Annotated in this window: 14 protein-coding genes; all 14 read left to right on the top strand. The window is 65.2% G+C overall.

Annotation, left to right across the window (positions count from 1 at the left end; all coding sequences use genetic code 11):
- The 14 genes from nuoG (at window position 1) to trmB (ending at window position 14943) form a co-directional block, all read left to right on the top strand.
- Window positions 1–2013 (top strand): NADH-quinone oxidoreductase subunit NuoG, encoded by a 2013-nt coding sequence (gene nuoG / locus ABS73_RS04305; protein ID WP_277018737.1) that lies wholly within the window; start codon window positions 1–3, stop codon window positions 2011–2013.
- A 4-nt stretch (window positions 2014–2017) separates the two neighbouring features.
- Window positions 2018–2773, top strand: a complete 756-nt coding sequence (locus tag ABS73_RS04310) for a YNQ4 family lipoprotein (protein WP_277018734.1) — start codon at window positions 2018–2020, stop codon at window positions 2771–2773.
- A gap of 18 nt (window positions 2774–2791) precedes the next feature.
- Window positions 2792–3823 (top strand): NADH-quinone oxidoreductase subunit NuoH, encoded by a 1032-nt coding sequence (gene nuoH, locus ABS73_RS04315; protein WP_136856647.1) that lies wholly within the window; start codon window positions 2792–2794, stop codon window positions 3821–3823.
- Window positions 3824–3826: 3 nt separating this feature from the next.
- Window positions 3827–4318 (top strand): NADH-quinone oxidoreductase subunit NuoI, encoded by a 492-nt coding sequence (nuoI, locus tag ABS73_RS04320; protein ID WP_136856646.1) that lies wholly within the window; start codon window positions 3827–3829, stop codon window positions 4316–4318.
- The gene (locus ABS73_RS04325; RefSeq protein ID WP_136856645.1) at window positions 4315–4728 is read left to right on the top strand and encodes a carboxymuconolactone decarboxylase family protein; all 414 of its coding nucleotides are present in this window, start codon (window positions 4315–4317) and stop codon (window positions 4726–4728) included. The genes nuoI and ABS73_RS04325 overlap by 4 nt, the downstream gene beginning before the upstream one ends.
- On the top strand, window positions 4725–5327 hold the full coding sequence (locus ABS73_RS04330) for an NADH-quinone oxidoreductase subunit J (RefSeq protein WP_277018730.1): 603 nt from the start codon (window positions 4725–4727) through the stop codon (window positions 5325–5327). The genes ABS73_RS04325 and ABS73_RS04330 overlap by 4 nt, the downstream gene beginning before the upstream one ends.
- A gap of 57 nt (window positions 5328–5384) precedes the next feature.
- Window positions 5385–5690 (top strand): NADH-quinone oxidoreductase subunit NuoK, encoded by a 306-nt coding sequence (nuoK, locus tag ABS73_RS04335; protein ID WP_042248542.1) that lies wholly within the window; start codon window positions 5385–5387, stop codon window positions 5688–5690.
- Window positions 5691–5696: 6 nt separating this feature from the next.
- Window positions 5697–7832 (top strand): NADH-quinone oxidoreductase subunit L, encoded by a 2136-nt coding sequence (gene nuoL / locus ABS73_RS04340; protein WP_277018724.1) that lies wholly within the window; start codon window positions 5697–5699, stop codon window positions 7830–7832.
- 1 nt (window position 7833) lies between these two features.
- Window positions 7834–9399 carry an NADH-quinone oxidoreductase subunit M gene (locus ABS73_RS04345; protein WP_277018723.1) on the top strand — a complete coding sequence of 522 codons (1566 nt, stop codon included), beginning with the start codon at window positions 7834–7836 and terminating at the stop codon, window positions 9397–9399.
- Between the two features lie 10 nt (window positions 9400–9409).
- Entirely contained in the window at window positions 9410–10870 is a 1461-nt protein-coding gene (gene nuoN / locus ABS73_RS04350) for an NADH-quinone oxidoreductase subunit NuoN (RefSeq protein WP_277018720.1), read from the top strand.
- A 25-nt stretch (window positions 10871–10895) separates the two neighbouring features.
- Window positions 10896–11630, top strand: a complete 735-nt coding sequence (locus ABS73_RS04355) for a biotin--[acetyl-CoA-carboxylase] ligase (protein ID WP_277018717.1) — start codon at window positions 10896–10898, stop codon at window positions 11628–11630.
- A gap of 4 nt (window positions 11631–11634) precedes the next feature.
- Window positions 11635–12414 carry a type III pantothenate kinase gene (locus ABS73_RS04360; protein WP_136856639.1) on the top strand — a complete coding sequence of 260 codons (780 nt, stop codon included), beginning with the start codon at window positions 11635–11637 and terminating at the stop codon, window positions 12412–12414.
- Entirely contained in the window at window positions 12407–14083 is a 1677-nt protein-coding gene (locus ABS73_RS04365) for a ribonuclease J (RefSeq protein ID WP_136856638.1), read from the top strand. Before ABS73_RS04360 ends, ABS73_RS04365 begins: the two co-directional genes overlap by 8 nt.
- Window positions 14084–14229: 146 nt before the next feature.
- Window positions 14230–14943, top strand: a complete 714-nt coding sequence (gene trmB, locus ABS73_RS04370; protein WP_277018714.1) for a tRNA (guanosine(46)-N7)-methyltransferase TrmB — start codon at window positions 14230–14232, stop codon at window positions 14941–14943.
- Window positions 14944–16098: the final 1155 nt, after the last annotated feature.

Consider the following 16098-nt stretch of genomic DNA (forward strand, 5'->3'; position numbering starts at 1 on the left):
ATGGCCGAATTGCGGACGATCAAGATCGACGGCGCCGAAATCCAGGTCGATCCCAACCTGACCCTCATCCAGGCCTGCGAGCAGGCCGGGATCGAGATTCCGCGTTTCTGCTATCACGAACGCCTGTCCATCGCGGGCAACTGCCGGATGTGCCTGGTCGAGGTCGTGGGCGGCCCGCCCAAGCCTGCCGCAAGCTGCGCGATGCAGGTCAAGGATCTGCGCCCCGGCCCAGAGGGCGCGCCCTCCGAGATCCGCACCAACAGCCCGATGGTCAAGAAGGCCCGCGAGGGCGTGATGGAATTCCTGCTGATCAACCATCCGCTGGACTGCCCGATCTGCGACCAGGGCGGCGAATGCGACCTGCAGGACCAGGCGATGGCCTATGGCGTCGATTTCAGCCGCTATCGCGAGCCCAAGCGCGCCTCGGAGGAGCTGAACCTGGGGCCGCTGGTGGAAACCCACATGACCCGTTGCATCAGCTGCACCCGCTGCGTGCGCTTTACCACCGAGGTCGCGGGCATCAGCCAGATGGGCCAGACCGGTCGTGGCGAGGACAGCGAGATCACCAGCTATCTGAACCAGACGCTGGAATCGAACCTGCAGGGCAACATCATCGACCTGTGCCCAGTGGGGGCGCTGGTCTCCAAGCCCTATGCGTTCACCGCCCGCCCGTGGGAGCTGACCAAGACCGAATCCATCGACGTCATGGACGCCGTCGGCAGCGCGATCCGCGTGGACACCAAGGGCCGCGAAGTGATGCGTATCCTACCGCGCAACCATGACGCCGTGAACGAGGAATGGATCAGCGACAAGACGCGTTTCGTCTGGGACGGTTTGCGTCGCCAGCGGCTGGACACGCCCTATCTGCGCGAGAACGGCCGTCTGCGCCCGGCCACCTGGCCCGAGGCGCTGACGGCCGCGGCCCGCGCGATGCAGGGCGGCAAGGTCGCAGGCCTGATCGGCGATCTGGCCCCGGTTGAGGCGGCCTTCAGCCTGAAGATGCTGGTCGAGGCTCTGGGCGGTTCGGTCGAATGCCGCACCGACGGGGCGCGCCTGCCGGCGGGCAACCGGTCGGGCTATGTCGGGAATGCAGTGATCGAGGATATCGACACGGCGGGCTCGATCGTGCTGATCGGCACCAACCCGCGGGACGAGGCCGCGGTGCTGAACGCGCGCCTGCGCCGGGCCTGGGCGCGCGGCGCGCAGGTGACTGTCGTGGGTCAGGCCATCGACCTGACGTTCAATTACAACCACGCGGGCACCGACCGCGCCGCGCTGACGGCGCTGCTGGAGAAGGCCGATCCGACCGAGGTTCCGGGCCTGGTTGTCGTGGGGCAGGGTGCCCTGCGCGAGGCCGACGGAGAGGCCGTGCTGGCCGCCGCACAGGCGCTGGCCGAGGCGACCGGGGGCCGTCTGCTGGTCCTGCACACCGCCGCGGGCCGCGTGGGTGCCATGGATGTCGGTGCCGTGACCGAGGGCGGCCTGACGGCGGCCATCGAGGGTGCGCAGGTGATCTTCAACCTGGGCGCCGATGAGGTCGACATCGCCGCCGGTCCGGTCGTGATCTATCAGGGCAGCCATGGCGACCGGGGCGCGCATCGCGCCGACATCATCCTGCCCGCCGCCTGCTATACCGAGGAGATGGGCCTGTTTGTGAACACCGAAGGCCGTCCCCAGCTGGCCATGCGCGCCAATTTCGCGCCGGGCGAGGCCAAGGAGAACTGGGCTATCCTGCGCGCTTTGTCGGCGGAGCTGGGCCAGACCCTGCCGTGGGACAGCCTGCCGCAGCTGCGCCGCAAGCTGGTCGAGGCGGTGCCGCATCTGGGCCAGGTCGGTCAGGTCGTCGAAAGCGACTGGCATCCCCTGCCGCGCCGCGATCTGGGACAGGCCAGCTTTGTGAACCCGGTTCGCGATTTCTATCTGACGAACCCGATCGCCCGCAGCTCGCCCCTGATGGGAGAGCTGTCGCGCATGGCCGCCGCGCGCCTCGCGCCGGCGCTTGCGGCGGAGTAGGGCGATGCCCGCCCGGTTCCGGCACTGGAGTGCGGCGGCCCTGACCGGGGCCGTGCTGACGCTGGCGGGCTGCTCCATGTCGGACGTCGCGCCGGATGACCGTCCGCGCGCCAAGCCCGCGCAGGTCACCGCGACGGTGGCGGGCACCAAAGGTCTGGGTCGGGCGCGCATTTCGACCCAATCGGGCGAGATCCTGATTTTGGAGGATGACGGCAGCGTCACCACGATGGATCTGGACAGCCCCGGCGGTCGCGACGCCTTTCAGGTCACCGAGGCCGATCTGGCGGCGCTGAACGCCAATCTGGACCTCAGTTTCGCGGGGCTGGCCCCGGTGGCCCGCGCGCCGCGCGGCCCCACGGCGCAGGAAAAGGCGATCGAGGCCTTTGCCGCGCGCACCGCCCCGGCCCTGCCGGTGATCGCCCCGGACGCCGAGATCGACCCGGAGGTCTTTCTGGCGGTCAAGGTGGTGACGCTGAACCAGGGGCCAGGCGCGGATCTGGTCGAGGTGACGGCCAATCTGCGTCAGGGGGTGGACGCGGATATCGCGTTCTCGTATGCCACCTGCGCATTGGCCGGGTGGGCCAGGGACAACGGCAACCCTTACGGACGGCATATCCGGACGCTGCAGGCCAAACGCAATGGCAAGCTGCTGATCGGATCGGCCTTCCTGATGTCGGACAGCAGGCCCCTGGGCCTGCGGGTGATGGAAACGGAAGAGACCTTGCGCGAATGCAGCGCACGCGGCATTCCAGCGGCGTAAGGCAGAGGGACTGGCATCATGGCTGATTTTTGGGCATCCTCCTGGGGCATCGCGCTGATCCTGCTGGCGCAGGGTCTGGCGCTGATCGTCTTCGTGATGCTGTCGCTGGTCTACATGGTCTATGGCGACCGCAAGATCTGGGCGGCGGTGCAGATGCGCCGCGGCCCGAACGTGGTCGGCCCCTGGGGAATCCTGCAGACCTTTGCCGACGCGCTGAAATTCGTCGTCAAGGAGATCGTCGTCCCGGCGGGCGCGGACAAGTTCGTGTTCTTCCTGGCGCCCTTCCTGTCGATGATGCTGGCGCTGCTGGCCTTCGTGGCGATTCCCTTCGCGCCGGGCTGGGTGATGGCCGACATCAACGTGGGCATCCTGTTCATCTTCGCCATCTCCTCGCTGGAGGTCTACGGCGTGATCATGGGCGGATGGGCGTCGAACTCGAAATTCCCGTTCCTGGGCTCGCTGCGCTCTGCCGCGCAGATGATCTCCTACGAGGTCAGCCTGGGCCTGATCATCATCGGGGTGATCATCTCGGCCGGGTCGATGAACCTGACCGCCATCGTCGAGGCGCAGCGCGGCGCGGGCCTGCTGTCGTGGTTCTGGCTGCCGCACCTGCCGATGGTCGTGCTGTTCTTCGTGTCCTGCCTGGCCGAGACAAACCGCCCGCCCTTCGATCTGCCCGAGGCGGAATCCGAACTGGTCGCGGGCTTCATGACCGAATATTCCTCCACCCCTTACCTTTTGTTCATGGCCGGCGAATATATCGCCATGTGGCTGATGTGCGCGCTGATCAGCCTGCTGTTCTTCGGCGGCTGGCTGTCGCCCATCCCCGGCCTGCCGGACGGGGCGATCTGGATGTTCCTGAAGATGGTCTTCTGGTTCTTCATGTTCGCCATGGTGAAGGCGATCGTGCCGCGCTATCGCTACGACCAGCTGATGCGCATCGGTTGGAAGGTGTTCCTGCCGCTGTCCCTGGGCTGGGTGGTGATCGTGGCGTTCCTTGCGAAATACGAAGTCTTCGGGACCTTCTGGGCCCGTTGGGCAGGAGTGTAAAAGATGGCTTTCGACGTCGTCCGCGCCACCAAGTACTTCCTGATGGTGGATTTCATCAAAGGTTTCGGCCTGGGCATGCGCTATTTCTTCGCGCCCAAGGCCACGATCAACTATCCCCACGAAAAGGGCCCGCTGTCGCCGCGCTTTCGCGGCGAGCATGCCCTGCGCCGCTACCCCAACGGCGAGGAACGCTGCATCGCCTGCAAGCTGTGCGAGGCGATCTGCCCCGCGCAGGCAATCACCATCGATGCCGAACCCCGCGACGACGGCTCGCGCCGCACGACGCGCTATGACATCGACATGACGAAATGCATCTATTGCGGCTTCTGCCAGGAGGCCTGCCCGGTCGATGCCATCGTCGAGGGCCCGAACTTCGAATTTGCCACTGAAACCCGCGAGGAGCTGTTCTACGACAAGCAGCGCCTGCTGGATAACGGCGCCCGTTGGGAATCCGAGATCGCGCGCAACCTTGCCATGGACGCGCCCTACAGATGACCGATCCCTTCACCAAGATGTTCCAGCAGATGCTGGCCCAGGGTCAGGAGATGGCGCGGACCTTCAACCCCGCGCTTGAGCATTTCGACCTCAAGGCGGTCGAGAAGATGTTCCCGACCATGCCCGCCGACATGCTGGAGATGTGGTTCGGCAAGACGTTCAACCGCGACGGTCTGGACGCGCGCACGCGTCTGCTGGTCACCATCGCCGCGATGACCGTCCAGGGCGCCCTGGCCGAGCCGCAGCTGCGCATGACGATCCGCCACGCCATCGAGGCCGGGGCCACCCCGCGCGAGATCGCCGAGGTGATCTATCAGATGGGGATGTTCGCCGGCCTTCCCGCGATGCAGAAGGCGCTGGAAATTGCCCAGGGCGTATTCACCGAATCCGAAGGGAGCCCCCAGACATGATGACCTTCGCCTTTTACCTCTTCGCCATCTCGGTCTGCACCGCGGGCTTCATGGTGGTCCTGGCGCGCAACCCCGTCCATTCGGTGCTGTGGCTGATCCTGGCCTTCCTGTCGGCGGCGGGTCTGTTCGTCCTGCTGGGCGCCGAATTCGTCGCCATGCTGCTGATCATCGTCTATGTCGGCGCGGTGGCGGTGCTGTTCCTGTTCGTGGTGATGATGCTGGACGTCGATTTTGCGCGACTCAAGGGCAAATTCGCGCGGTATCTGCCTCTGGCGGGCCTGATCGCGCTGGTCCTGCTGGCGCAGCTGGCCATCGCCTATGGCGCGTGGGAAAGCAGCGACCAGTCCGCGACCCTGCGCAGCGTGCCGATGCAGGCCGATGCGCTGAACACCAATTCCATCGGCCTGGTGCTGTATGACCGCTACATCCTGCCGTTCCAGATCTCGGGACTGATCCTGCTGGTGGCGATGATCGGGGCGATCACGCTGACCATGCGGCACCGCACCAACGTCAAGCGTCAGGACGTGATCCGCCAGATGCACCGTGACCCGGCCAAGGCCATGCAGCTGCGCGACGTCAAGCCGGGGCAGGGGCTGTAAGCCCGCGCCTCAGCCAACGAATTTGAACGGGTAGAAGAACCCGGAGGGACTGAAACGATGATCGGATTGACACATTACCTTGTCGTGGGGGCGATCCTGTTCGTCGCCGGGATCTTCGGCATCTTCGTGAACCGCAAGAACGTCATCGTCATCCTGATGTCGATCGAGCTGATGCTGCTGGCGGTCAACATCAACTTCGTCGCCTTTTCGGCCCATCTGGGCGATCTGGGCGGGCAGATCTTCACCATGTTCATCCTGACCGTCGCCGCCGCCGAGGCCGCCATCGGTCTGGCCATCCTGGTCGTCTTCTTCCGCAACCGCGGTACGATCGCGGTCGAAGATGTCAACGTGATGAAGGGGTAAGGGACCATGGCCCAATTCATTCTGTTCGCGCCCCTGCTGGGTGCGCTGATCGCGGGTTTCGGCTGGCGCCTGATCGGAGAGCGCGGCGCGCAGATCCTGACCACCGCCATCCTGTTCGCCGCCGCAGCCCTGTCCTGGGTGGTCTTCCTGACGCTGGAGGCCCCGCAAAGCATCCCGGTCATGGACTGGATCGTCTCAGGCGACTTCACCTCCGAATGGGCGATCCGCCTGGACCGGCTGACCGCGATCATGCTGATCGTGATCAACTCGGTCTCGGCGCTGGTCCACCTCTATTCCTTCGGCTACATGGCCCATGACGAGAATTTCGGCGACGATGAGCCCTATCGGGCGCGCTTCTTCGCCTATCTGTCGTTCTTCACCTTCTCGATGCTGATGCTGGTGACCTCCGACAACCTGCTGCAGATGTTCTTTGGCTGGGAAGGCGTGGGCGTCGCGTCCTATCTTCTGATCGGCTTCTACTACAAGAAACAGTCGGCGGGCGCCGCCGCGATGAAGGCGTTTATCGTCAACCGCGTCGGCGATTTCGGCTTTCTGCTGGGTATCTTCGGCATCTGGTGGCTGACCGGGTCGATCCAGTTCGACGAGATCTTTGCCCAGGTCCCGATGCTGGCCCAGACCGAGATGACCTTCCTGTGGCGCGACTGGAACGCGGCCAACGTGCTGGCGATCCTGCTGTTCATCGGCGCGATGGGCAAGTCGGCGCAGCTGTTCCTGCACACCTGGCTGCCCGACGCGATGGAAGGCCCGACCCCGGTGTCCGCGCTGATCCACGCGGCGACCATGGTGACCGCGGGCGTGTTCCTGGTCTGCCGGATGTCGCCGCTCTATGAATTCGCGCCCGAGGCCAAGATGTTCATCGTCTATATCGGCGCGACCACGGCGTTCTTCGCCGCCACCGTCGGTCTGGTCCAGAACGACATCAAGCGCGTGATCGCCTATTCGACCTGTTCGCAGCTGGGCTACATGTTCGTGGCGGCGGGCGTCGGCGTCTATTCGGTGGCCATGTTCCACCTGTTCACGCATGCCTTCTTCAAGGCAATGCTGTTTTTGGGCGCGGGTTCGGTAATCCACGCGATGCACCACGAACAGGACATGCGGAATTACGGCGGGTTGCGGAAGAAGATCCCGCTGACCTTTGCCGCGATGATGATCGGCACGCTGGCCATCACCGGCGTCGGCATCCCGCTGACCCATATCGGCTTTGCGGGTTTCCTGTCCAAGGATGCCGTGATCGAAAGCGCCTTTGTCGGCAGCACCTATGCCTTCTGGATGCTGGTGATCGCGGCCCTGATGACCAGCTTCTATTCCTGGCGCCTGATGTTCATGACCTTCTACGGCACGCCGCGCGGCGACCATCATGCGCATGACCATGCGCATGAGAGCCCCCGCGTGATGACCGCGCCGCTGGTCGTGCTGGCCTTCGGATCGATCTTCGCGGGCATGATCTGGTACAACAGCTTCTTCGAAGAGGAGGGCGTCACCCGCTTCTTCGGGATCGAGGCCGCGGCGATGCATGACGGCGACCACGCCGAGGGTGCCGCCGCCGCCGGGACTGAGACCGCCCTGGAGGGCAGCGTCGCCGAGGCCCCCGCGCAGCAGCCCGAGGGCGCGGCCCTGCACGCCGCCGCCGGCGCCGCCGAGAACCCGGCCGAGGTCGAGGCCTTTACCGTGACCCCCGGCGCGATCTACATGCGGCCCGACAACCACGTGATGCATGACGCGCATTACGTGCCGGCTTGGGTCAAGGTGTCGCCCTTCGTCGCGATGCTGATCGGCTTCGGTCTGGCCTGGCTGATGTATATCCGTCGCCCCGAACTGCCCGGCCAGCTGGCCGCACAGCAGCGCGGCCTGTATCAGTTCCTGCTGAACAAGTGGTATTTCGACCAGGCCTATGACGCGATCTTCGTGCGTCCGGCCCGCTGGATCGGTCGCAAGCTGTGGACGGGCGGTGACGGAGCCGTTATCGACGGCGCCATCAACGGGCTGGCCCTGGGAATCATCCCGCGCCTGACCCGGTTCGCCGGGCGGGTGCAGTCGGGCTATCTGTTCCATTATGCCTTCGCGATGGTTCTGGGCATCGTGGGCTTGCTGATCTGGGTGATGATGCGGGGCGCGCAATAACATGACGAACCTTCTTTCGATCATCACCTTCCTGCCGATCGTCGCGGCGGGCATCCTGGCCCTGTTCCTGCGTGGTGACGATGCCGCCTCGCAGAAGAACGCCAAGTTCCTGGCACTGATCGCGACCAGCGCGACCTTCCTGATCTCGCTGTTCCTGCTGGCGGGGTTCAATCCGTCGAACACCGGATTCCAGTTCGTCGAGGATCACGCCTGGATCATGGGCCTGCGCTATCGCATGGGCGTGGACGGGATCTCGATCCTGTTCATCATGCTGACCACCTTCCTGATGCCGCTGACGATCCTGTCCACCTGGGACGTCAAGGTCCGGGTCAAGGAATACATGATCGCCTTCCTGGTGCTGGAGGGGCTGATGATCGGCGTCTTCGCGGCGCTGGACCTGATCCTCTTCTACCTGTTCTTCGAGGCGGGCCTGATCCCGATGTTCCTGATCATCGGCATCTGGGGCGGCAAGAACCGCATCTATGCCTCGTTCAAGTTCTTCCTCTACACCTTCATCGGCTCGGTGCTGATGCTGGTGGCGATGATCGCGATGGCCCGCACGGCGGGCACGACCGACATCGCGGCGCTCCTTGAGTTCGACTTCCCCTCGCAGACCATGGCGGTGATGGGCTTCACCATCGTCGGTGGCATGCAGACGCTGCTGTTCCTGGCCTTCTTTGCCAGCTTCGCGGTCAAGATGCCGATGTGGCCTGTCCATACCTGGCTGCCCGACGCGCACGTCCAGGCGCCGACCGCGGGGTCGGTGGTGCTGGCGGCGGTGCTGCTGAAGATGGGCGGCTATGGCTTCCTGCGCTTCAGCCTGCCGATGTTCCCGGTGGCCTCCGACCTGATGCAGCCCTTCGTGCTGTGGCTGTCGGCCATCGCCATCGTCTATACCTCGCTGGTGGCGCTGGCGCAGTCCGACATGAAGAAGCTGATCGCCTATTCGTCGGTCGCCCATATGGGCTACGTGACCATGGGCATCTTCGCCGCGAACCAGCAGGGGCTGGACGGCGCGATCTTCCAGATGCTGTCGCACGGCTTCATCTCGGGGGCGCTGTTCCTCTGTGTGGGCGTCATCTATGACCGCATGCACACGCGCGAGATCGACGCCTATGGCGGCCTCGTGAACCGGATGCCGGTCTATGCACTGGTCTTCATGTTCTTCACCATTGCCAATGTCGGCCTGCCCGGAACCTCGGGTTTCGTGGGCGAGTTCCTGACGCTGATGGGCGCGTTCCACGCCAACACCTGGGTGGCCTTCGTGGCTGCGACCGGCGTGATCCTGTCGGCGGCCTATGCGCTGTGGCTCTATCGCCGCGTGACCATGGGCGCGCTGATCAAGGAGAGCCTGCGCACCATCACCGACATGACCCCGCGCGAGCGCTGGATCTTTGCGCCGCTGATCGCCATGACCCTGATCCTGGGTGTCTATCCGCGCCTGGTGACCGACATCACCGGCCCCTCGGTCCAGGCGCTGCTGGTGAATTACAACGACGCGCTGCCCACGGACGCAGCGACGGGCGACCTGGCTTCGGCCGCCGTCAGCCCCGCCGTCAGCCACTGAGGAACGCAAGATGACCGGTTTGGATATCTCGACCATTCTGCCCGAACTGATGCTTGCGATCTATGCGCTGGCCGCGCTGATGGCGGGGGCCTATCTGGGCAAGGATCGCATCGCGATGCCGATCCTGTGGGTCAGCGTGCTGGCGCTTCTGGCGGGGGCGATGTTCATCGGCCTGGCCGATCGTCCCCAGCAGATCGCCTTCTTCGGCATGTTCACCGACGACGCCTTCGGCCGCTTTGCCAAGATCACGATCCTGCTGTCGGGCGCCGCCGTCCTGGCGATGAGCGCGGATTACATGGATCGCCACGGGCTGATGCGGTTCGAATACCCGATCCTGATCGTGCTGGCCTCTCTGGGCATGATGATGATGGTGTCCGCGGGCGATCTGCTGACGCTGTATATGGGCCTGGAGCTGCAGTCGCTGGCCCTCTATGTCGTGGCCGCCATGCGCCGCGAGAGTGCCAAGTCCTCCGAGGCGGGACTCAAATACTTCGTGCTGGGCGCGCTCAGTTCGGGCCTGCTGCTCTATGGTGCCTCGCTGGTCTACGGCTTTTCGGGGACGACGCAGTTCTCGGGGATCATCCAGGCGGTTCAGGCGGGCAACCTGCCGATGGGCCTGCTGTTCGGTCTGGTCTTCCTGCTGGTGGGCCTGGCGTTCAAGGTCTCGGCCGTGCCGTTCCACATGTGGACCCCCGACGTCTATGAGGGCTCTCCGACCCCGGTGACCGCCTTCTTGGCGACGGCTCCCAAGGTCGCGGCCATGGCGCTGATCGCGCGTCTGATGTTCGATGCCTTCGGTAACGTGCCGGGCGATTGGGGCCAGATCATCGCGGCCCTTGCGGTGATGTCGATGTTCCTCGGTTCGGTCGCGGGCATCGGCCAGCGCAACATCAAGCGTCTGATGGCCTATTCCTCGATCGCGCATATGGGCTTTGCGCTGGTCGGTCTGGCGGCGGGCACGGCCCTTGGCGTGCAGGCGATGCTGATCTACATGGCGATCTATGCGGTCATGAATGTCGGCACCTTCGCCTTCATCCTGTCGCTGGAGCGCGACGGCCGCCCGGTCACCGACATGGACAGCCTCAACCGCTTTGCCAGCGCCGAGCCGCTCAAGGCGATGGCCGTGCTGCTGCTGATGTTCAGCCTGGCGGGCGTGCCGCCCTTGGTCGGGTTCTGGGCGAAATACGGCGTGCTGACGGCGGCGGTCGATGGCGGGATGACCTGGCTGGCGATTGCCGGTGTGATCGCCTCGGTGATCGGCGCGTTCTATTACCTGCGCATCGTCTATTACATGTATTTCGGCACCGAGACCGAGGGCGTGACCAGCCGCATGGGCACCGTGCAATACGCCGCGCTGATCGTGTCGGCCTTTGCGCTGCTGCTGGGGTCGATCACGCTGTTGGGCATCGACGACGCGGCCGCCGTGGCGGCACAGTCGCTGGTCGGTCCGGCGCTGGCCTCGGGTGGGTAACCCTCGGCCGACCTGGCCGCAGGGCGTGGCGCGCCACGTCCTGGACCGCGTGGACAGCACCAATGCCGAGGCGTTCCGACTGGCTCCGACCCTGTCGGGGCCGGCTTGGATCATGGCGCGCCAGCAGCAGGCCGGACGCGGGCGACGCGGTCGGGCCTGGACCGATCCGCCGGGAAACCTGGCCGCGACGCTGGTGATGCGGCCCCAGGGCGGGGCTGCTGATGCGGCGCGCCTGTCCTTTGTCGCCGCGTTGGCGGTGCATGACGCGTTGCGCGACCTGTGCGGGCCGGTGCCGAACCTGGCGCTGAAATGGCCCAATGACGTGCTGCTGAACGGCGGCAAGCTGTCCGGCATCCTGCTGGAGAGCAGCGGCGCGGGCGGGCAGGTGGGCGTTCTGGCCGTTGGCATCGGCGTCAACTTGGCCGCCGCGCCCGATGCGTCGCAGGTCGAGCCTGACGCCCTGCGCCCTGTCAGCCTGGCCGGAGAGACCGGGTTGCTGATCACCCCCGACGATCTGCTGGATGCGCTGGCGGTGCAGTTCGACGCCTGGCACCGCCAGATGACGACTTACGGCTTTGGTCCCATCCGCACCGCCTGGCTGGCCCGCGCCGCCAAGCTGGGCGAGACGATCACCGCCCGCACCGGCACCGACCGCATCACCGGCCGCTTTGACGGCATCGACGAGACCGGCGCCCTGATCCTGACCGGCCCGCGCGGCCGTCAGGCGATTCCCGCCGCCGACATCCATTTCGGGGGCTAAGTCCATGCTGCTGTGTATCGATACCGGTAATACCAACACGGTCTTCTCCATCTGGGACGGCACGCGGTTCCTGGCGCATTGGCGCATCCGCACCGACCACCGCCGCACGGCGGACGAATATTACGTCTGGCTGTCCACCCTGATCGCCGTCCAGAAATTCGAGCTGCAGATCGACGCCTGCATCATCAGCGCAACGGCGCCGCGGGTGGTCTTCAACCTGCGGGTGCTGTGCAACCGCTATTTCGACACGCGCCCGCTGGTGGTGGGCAAGCCCGACTGCCTGCTGCCGGTCGAGCCGCGCGTCGATACCGGCACCACCGTCGGTCCGGACCGGCTGGTCAACACGGTGGGTGCCTTCGATCGCCACGGCCCGGACCTGATCGTGGTCGATTTCGGCACCGCGACCACGTTCGACGTGGTCGATGTCGACGGGGCCTATATCGGCGGCGTCATCGCGCCGGGGGTGAACCTGTCGCTGGAGGCGCTGCACATGGGGGCGGCGTCGCTGCCTCATGTCGATGTGACGCGGCCCGCGACGGTGATCGGCACGAATACGGTTGCATGTATCCAGTCAGGCGTGTTCTGGGGATATGTGGGATTGGTCGACGGTATCGTGGGTAAAATCCGCGCCGAGCGCGACCGCACCATGAAAGTCATAGCCACTGGCGGGCTAGCGCCATTGTTCGATCAGGGGTTCGACCTGTTCGACGCAATTGAAGACGATCTGACGATGCACGGGCTTCGGCTCATTCACGATTACAACAAGGAGATGGGAAATGGCTGAACGCCTGATCTATCTGCCGCTCGGCGGAGCGGGCGAAATTGGCATGAATGCCTATGTCTACGGCTATGGCCTTCCTGGCAAGGAACGGCTGATCCTGATCGACCTGGGGGTGACCTTCGGCGACATGGAAGGCAGCCCTGGCATCGACCTGATCATGCCCGACCTGACCTGGCTGGAGAAGAACCGCCACCGGCTGGAGGCGATCTTCATCACCCACGGCCATGAGGACCATATCGGTGCCATCGCGCATCTGTGGAAGCGTCTGGACGTGCCGATCTATGCCCGCCGCTTCACCGGGACGCTGGTCCGCCTGAAGATGGAGGAGCATGGCCTGCCGACCGAGGTGGTGAACATCACCGAGGTCCGCCCGGCCAAGACCGAGCTGGGCCCGTTCAGCGTCCAGTTCGTGCCGATCAGCCATTCGATCCCGGAAAGCAGCGCGCTGATCATCGACACCCCGGCGGGTCGCATCGTGCATACGGGCGATTTCAAGATGGACGTGACCCCGGTCGTGGGCGACGCCTTTGACCCGGTGGGCCTGTCCCAGATCGCGGCCGAGGGTGCGGGCGTCAAGGTTCTGGCCTGCGACAGCACCAACATCTTCTCGACCCATCCCGGCCGGTCCGAGGCGGTTCTGGCCACCCCGATCCTGGAATGGGTCATGGCGCAGCCGAACATGGTCGTGGCCACGACATTCGCCAGCAATGTGGCGCGACTGCGCACGCTGGCGGATGCCGCGCGGGCCTCGGGGCGCAAGATCTGTTTGCTGGGCCGGGCCATGCGCCGCATGGTCGGCGTGGCGATGGATTCCGGCGTGCTGAAGGATTTCCCCGACACGATCGGTCCGGAAGAGGCCGCCAAGCTGCCGCGCAACAAGGTGCTGCTGCTGGTCACCGGCAGCCAGGGCGAACGCCGCGCGGCCAGCGCGCAGCTGTCGCGCGGGCGCTATCTGGGCCTGTCGCTGAAGGAAGGCGACAGCTTCCTGTTCAGCTCCAAGACCATCCCCGGCAACGAGAAATCGGTCGGCCGGATCATGAACGCCTTCAGCGAGGCGGGCGTGGATGTCTGGGATGCCGATGACGGCCTCTACCACGTGTCGGGCCACGCGAACCGGCCCGACATCGAGGCGATGCACGACCTGCTGAAGCCCAAGGTCGTGATCCCCATGCACGGGGAGCACCTGCACCTGCGCGAGCATGTGCTGCTGGCCCGCGCCAAGGGCATGACCGCCGAGATCGTGACGAACGGCATGATGATGGACCTGACGGGCGACCGCCCCAAGGTCTGCGACCAAGTCGAGACGGGGCGTCTCTATCTCGACGGCAATCAGCTGATCGGGTCGATGGACGGGGTCGTGCGCGACCGGATTCGCATGGCGCTGAACGGCCATGCGATGGTCAGCGTGATCGTGGACGAGGACGACAACGTCCTGCCCGATGCCTGGGTCGAACTGATGGGCCTGTCCGAGCGGACGCGGTCGGGTGGCGAACTGGCCCGCCAGATCGAGGCCGAGCTGTCCGAGTTCCTCGAGCGTGCCGATGCCCGCACCGTGCGCGACGACGGCAAGATGGACGAGGCGATCCGCAAGATCACCCGCCAGGTGTCGATGGAGGAGATCGGCAAGAAGCCTGAGGTCACCGTCAGCATCAGCCGCCTGATGGCCGACTGACCAGCACCCCGGTTGCGTCCCGCGACGGGCCGGGGGGCCGGCCCCCCGGACCCCCCGATGTCGCGCGGATCGCGCCGGGAGCTTGGTCATACCGCAGGGGCGCGCGGGGGCTTGAAACCCTGCCTGTCATGCGGCAAGCCGCGCGGATGAGCGACACACCCGAATCCCCCTTTGATCCGAACCCGCCGCACCGGAACTTCTACGGGCGCCGGCATGGCAAGACCCTGCGCCAGAGCCAGAAGGGCTATCTCTCCGAGGATCTGGGCGATCTGCGGCCCCGCGGGATCACGGTCGAGGACAATCCTGCCCGTGCGACCGTCGATCCTCAGGTCATCTTCGGCAATGACAATCCGGTCTGGCTTGAGGTCGGCTTCGGCGGGGGCGAGCACATGGTGCATATGGCCGCCACCAATCCCGGCATCAACATCATCGGCTGCGAGCCCTATATCAACGGCGTGGCGATGCTGCTGGGCAAGATCCGGGCTGCGGGGGTCAGCAATGTCAGCGTGCATCCGGGCGATGCGCGAGACCTGATGGACGTACTGCCCGATGCCAGCATCCAGCGCGCCTTCCTGATGTATCCCGACCCCTGGCCCAAGGCGCGCCATCACCGGCGCCGCTTTGTGACGCCCGAACATCTGCTGCCCTTGGCGCGCGTGATGCAGCCGGGCGGTATTTTCCGGGTGGCCAGCGACATCCCCGATTATATTCGCCAGACCCGCGAGGAAGTACCGCCTGCGGGTTTCGAGATGATCGATGACACGCCGGTGGCGTGGGGTGACTGGATCAGCACGCGCTATGAGCGGAAGGCTCTGCGCGAGGGACGGCCGCCCCATTACGTGACCTTCCGCCGCCTGTAGCCGAGAGAGGCATCGGCCTGCACGCTAATTGTGGGAGTTCGGCTTATTGCGGCTAGATGCACACCTTGCCAGCCCGCGCCGTATCGCGGGGGGGGGCGGTCCCGTCCTGGTAGCATCCTGTCATGGTAGGCTCTCAGGATCGCCATTGGCCAACGCACCATCCCCAGATCAACAGATGCTGTCGGCGTGACGGACCAAGTGCTGGTTGGACGCTGTGGGGGCCTGCGATCAAACCCTTCGATCCGCCGTATCGCCAAGGTGAGTCAGGTCTCTACGCCTTTCGTTCGTCAGCTCCTGTCCGAAAGTCGCCCAGAAACACAAGCGCTGCCAGTTGAGTTGCCGCCGATGTGGGCCTCCCGCTTGGCGCCTATGCACGGACACCGTTGGTCGGTGACATCGACCTTCGAACAGACCCGCGGAAATGTCACCTGATTGGTCCTGGAGATCCTGCTCAGTTGCCTCTTGTGCGTGAGGGGAAGGGGGGTGTTCGTCTGCGGGTGCCCGCCAGTGCGGATCGCGACGGGCCGATCACGACTCGTCCGATGCACGGGTGCAGGGGAGGAGTGCCTTTGCCCGGTGTTTCTGAAGGACCGACCGGCTGGAGACACCAGCCACAGCAACAGGTTGGACTCGGGGCGCCGAACGGCGCCGTGCCGGTGAGCCAGGATTCCGCGGGCATACCTCTGCGCGACGGGCGGTTCGACGTAATGGCGTTGCTCGGCCCGCAAGAGCCGCAGAAGCAGTCCAAGCGCGCCGAGCGCTCGGTGATCGGTCTTCCGCCGCGCTTGTCGAAATGTTGGGGTTGGTGCCAGGTCCGCGTGGCACTGGCAGTGCGGAAAATATGGACGGGAAACCTCCCGGCAGGGACGGGAGGCGATGCTGGTATGATAAAGAGGCCTCTGGGGAAATGACAGCGGTCGGTTCCCGAGGAACACCTGTGGTTGAAAGAGAGCCTCCAAGACGATGGCGGCTCTCTGATGTCATTTTTTACCGTGGTGACGGGCGCCGAGCCGGCCCCTTCACTCGACGGTTACGGATTTTGCGAGGTTTCTGGGCTGGTCGACGTCGGTGCCCTTTGCGACGGCGGTGTGGTAGGCGAGGTATTGCATCGGCACCGCATAGAGGATCGGCTGGAAGATGCCGCCTCCGGGGGGC

This window comes from Paracoccus sp. SCN 68-21 (assembly GCF_001724535.1).
GTDB lineage: Bacteria > Pseudomonadota > Alphaproteobacteria > Rhodobacterales > Rhodobacteraceae > Paracoccus > Paracoccus hibiscisoli.

Excerpts from the sequence above, each read along its gene's own strand:
- nuoG (WP_277018737.1), top strand. The coding sequence starts at position 1 with ATGGCCGAATTGCGGACGATCAAGATCGACGGCGCCGAAATCCAGGTC.
- ABS73_RS04310 (WP_277018734.1), top strand. The coding sequence starts at position 2,018 with ATGCCCGCCCGGTTCCGGCACTGGAGTGCGGCGGCCCTGACCGGGGCC.
- nuoH (WP_136856647.1), top strand. The coding sequence starts at position 2,792 with ATGGCTGATTTTTGGGCATCCTCCTGGGGCATCGCGCTGATCCTGCTG.
- nuoI (WP_136856646.1), top strand. The coding sequence starts at position 3,827 with ATGGCTTTCGACGTCGTCCGCGCCACCAAGTACTTCCTGATGGTGGAT.
- ABS73_RS04325 (WP_136856645.1), top strand. The coding sequence starts at position 4,315 with ATGACCGATCCCTTCACCAAGATGTTCCAGCAGATGCTGGCCCAGGGT.
- ABS73_RS04330 (WP_277018730.1), top strand. The coding sequence starts at position 4,725 with ATGATGACCTTCGCCTTTTACCTCTTCGCCATCTCGGTCTGCACCGCG.
- nuoK (WP_042248542.1), top strand. The coding sequence starts at position 5,385 with ATGATCGGATTGACACATTACCTTGTCGTGGGGGCGATCCTGTTCGTC.
- nuoL (WP_277018724.1), top strand. The coding sequence starts at position 5,697 with ATGGCCCAATTCATTCTGTTCGCGCCCCTGCTGGGTGCGCTGATCGCG.
- ABS73_RS04345 (WP_277018723.1), top strand. The coding sequence starts at position 7,834 with ATGACGAACCTTCTTTCGATCATCACCTTCCTGCCGATCGTCGCGGCG.
- nuoN (WP_277018720.1), top strand. The coding sequence starts at position 9,410 with ATGACCGGTTTGGATATCTCGACCATTCTGCCCGAACTGATGCTTGCG.
- ABS73_RS04360 (WP_136856639.1), top strand. The coding sequence starts at position 11,635 with ATGCTGCTGTGTATCGATACCGGTAATACCAACACGGTCTTCTCCATC.
- ABS73_RS04365 (WP_136856638.1), top strand. The coding sequence starts at position 12,407 with ATGGCTGAACGCCTGATCTATCTGCCGCTCGGCGGAGCGGGCGAAATT.
- trmB (WP_277018714.1), top strand. The coding sequence starts at position 14,230 with ATGAGCGACACACCCGAATCCCCCTTTGATCCGAACCCGCCGCACCGG.